Genomic DNA, 2,689 nt, shown 5'->3' with positions numbered 1-2,689 from the left:
AATTTTTACTCACTATTAACCTAGTTTGGTTAATAGTTTTTTGGCTGCTAGTTCAGAGCTTGCTGGGTTTTGACCGGTAATTACTAAACCATCTACTAGCGCTAATACGCCCCAGTCGTCAGTTTTTTGATAATCGCCGCCTTTTTTAATTAGCTCGTCTTCAACTAAAAATGGCACGATATCGGTAAGTTGCACTGCAGCTTCTTCAGAGTTAGTAAAACCAGTTACTTTTTTACCCGCTACTAATGCATTGCCATCGGCATCTTTAACATTTAAAAATGCAGCACTTGCATGACATACCGCAGCAACAGGCTTTTGCTCTTTTACAAAGCTTTCGATAAGTGAGATTGAGTCAGTGTTATCAACTAAGTCCCATAATGGACCGTGACCGCCTGGGTAAAATACAGCGTCAAAATCGCTAGATTTCACTTCACTCAACACTTTAGTGTTTGCCATAAGGGTTTGCGCTGCGCTATCTGCGTCATAACGTTTTGTTGCATCTGTTTGAAAATCGACAAGCGTACTTGTCGGATCAATGGGTGGTTGACCGCCAGCTGGAGACGCTAATGTTACTTCAACGCCTGCATCAACAAATGCATAATAAGGGGCTGCAAATTCTTCTACCCAAAAACCTGTTTTTTCGCCAGTGTTACCAAGTTCTGCGTGAGATGTAAGAACCATAAGTATTTTTTTAGACATTGAATATATTCCTTCTGATGATTTGAATTAGTTTATCTTGCTTACCAATTACTATATGCACTAAAAGAGCTTTAAACAACGATGATAAATTTAACTTTATTGATTTAATAATTGATACAATAGAGGGGTTGAATTTAAAACACGCTACGGAGCACATATGAAGGTGTCGTTTGAGCAGTTAAAGAGCATGGTCGTATTTGCGCAAATTGTAGAGCAGGGCAGCTTAACCGCTGCGGCTAAACAGTTAGGATTTACGCGAGCAGTAGCAAGTTATCATTTAAAAAAGTTAGAAACCCAACTTGAAGTCACTTTATTAAATCGCTCAACTCGTACCATGGCGCTAACTGAGGCGGGCATTGCTTATTATGAGCGTTGTAGAATAATTACCGAACAAGCTAATGCAGCTAATCAGCAAATAGAAAATATAAAGAGTGAGCCACAAGGTTTACTTAAAATTAGCTGCCCTGTGAATGTGGGAATGCAGCTAATTGTGCCCGCAATAAATACGTTTAAGCGCCAATACCCTAAAATTAAAATAGACTTACAGCTTACTGACGATGTGGTTGATATTATTAAAAATGGGTTCGATTTTGCAATTAGGGGTGTGGCACTGAGTGACTCCAACTTGCAAGCAACCAAGCTGACGACAATGAGCACTTGTATTTGTGGCGCGCCGGATTACTTTACACATTTTGGTAAACCTAAAACTCCTTTAGAATTGGCAGATCATCAATGGGTGGTTTATCAGCTAGGAAGTAAAACTTTAACACTTTCAAAAGATGGCAAAAAACACGACATTGCAATGCAAGGCGCCTTAAGTACTAATAACGCAGCTGCACGTACTGCCTTTGTAGAAGCGGGGCATGGCATTGGGCGTATTCCGCTTTACGATGCGTGGCCTAAAGTACAAGCTGGGCTACTTGAAATAATATTAGATGATTATAAAAGCAAAGATATTGAACTGTACGGGGTATTTCCGCCAGGGGCTGCGGGTTCTAAAAAACTACGATTATTTATTGATTACCTAAAAGCATATTTTGTAAAACAGCATACCGCCTTGGGTATGCTGAAAAGCGTTTAATTATTTTCGCTTTTAAAATATTTATAAAGCATTTATAAAATACTTATAAAGTACGGCTAAATAATGCAACCGCTTGTTGATACATATTAATTGCAAGGGCTGCATCGTATCGCTCACCTTCATCACGCATAAAGGCATGCTGGGCGTTAACTTCTTGCCATTGGTAATTAATGCCAGTGCTTACGCATTGCTGGTATATTTTAGTGCGACCTTCTTGTGGCACATGCGGGTCTTGTTTACCCCATATAAAGTGAATTTCGCCTTGTATATCAGCCATGCGCTCAAATGAGTTATTGCCAGCTTGTGCAGGTAATGTATTGCTGTGTATATCAGTCGCGTATAAACAAAATGCCGCATTAACTTCAGGGTTTAGTGCTGCTCTATAAGCTAAATGCCCACCAATACATACGCCCATTGCGCCTACTGTACCTGTGCAATAGCTTTGTTGTTTTATAAAATCGATCATGGCTTGCGTGTCACTATCATGATGTTCAAGTGGCTTTGCCCACTTATCTGCATTGCCTTTATCTTTACCTGCATCATCGTAAGCAAGCACAGTGCCTATAGGATTTAACTCGTGAAACACTTCAGGCACTAATACTACAAAGCCATGGCTTGCTAAAATAGCCGCGCTGCGTGCAATTGGGGCGGTTTGCTGAAAAATCTCAGAATAAAAAATAACAGCAGGGAATTGCCCTTGTGCTTGAGGACGGTAAACAGTGGTTCGCATTAGGCCTGTAGGTGTTGGCAAGTCTGCATTATGTTGTTGAATTATCATAAAAGCGCCCAGTTAAATAAAATTATATATAATGATATGGTAACTGAGCGCGATAAAATAAACGACTTTTGTTGTCGAGTATTTATACCAACCTGCATAAATCTTTGATCAATTTAACGAATTAAATTTCA

General features: G+C 39.6%; 3 protein-coding genes. 1 reads left to right on the top strand and 2 read right to left on the bottom strand.

What is annotated here, in order from left to right:
• Window positions 1-15: 15 nt before the first annotated feature.
• On the bottom strand, window positions 16-699 hold the full coding sequence (locus GQR46_RS18520) for a type 1 glutamine amidotransferase domain-containing protein (protein WP_165726437.1): 684 nt from the start codon (window positions 697-699) through the stop codon (window positions 16-18).
• A gap of 157 nt (window positions 700-856) precedes the next feature.
• Between GQR46_RS18520 and GQR46_RS18515 the strand changes: the two genes are divergently transcribed.
• Window positions 857-1,780: a LysR family transcriptional regulator gene (locus GQR46_RS18515; protein ID WP_165729029.1), complete on the top strand. Its 924-nt coding sequence runs from the start codon at window positions 857-859 to the stop codon at window positions 1,778-1,780.
• 43 nt (window positions 1,781-1,823) lie between these two features.
• Here GQR46_RS18515 and GQR46_RS18510 read toward each other — a convergent pair whose 3' ends face one another.
• On the bottom strand, window positions 1,824-2,558 hold the full coding sequence (locus GQR46_RS18510) for a dienelactone hydrolase family protein (RefSeq protein ID WP_165741992.1): 735 nt from the start codon (window positions 2,556-2,558) through the stop codon (window positions 1,824-1,826).
• Between the last annotated feature and the right edge of the window lie 131 nt (window positions 2,559-2,689).

The organism is Pseudoalteromonas sp. Z1A6 (assembly GCF_011378745.1).
GTDB lineage: Bacteria > Pseudomonadota > Gammaproteobacteria > Enterobacterales > Alteromonadaceae > Pseudoalteromonas > Pseudoalteromonas arctica.
Note: the sequence above shows the minus strand (reverse complement) of the source record. Positions and strands in the feature narration are given on the sequence as shown.

Bases quoted from the DNA above. Each gene is read 5' to 3' on its own strand.
- GQR46_RS18520 (WP_165726437.1), bottom strand. From the start codon at position 699: ATGTCTAAAAAAATACTTATGGTTCTTACATCTCACGCAGAACTTGGT.
- GQR46_RS18515 (WP_165729029.1), top strand. From the start codon at position 857: ATGAAGGTGTCGTTTGAGCAGTTAAAGAGCATGGTCGTATTTGCGCAA.
- GQR46_RS18510 (WP_165741992.1), bottom strand. From the start codon at position 2,558: ATGATAATTCAACAACATAATGCAGACTTGCCAACACCTACAGGCCTA.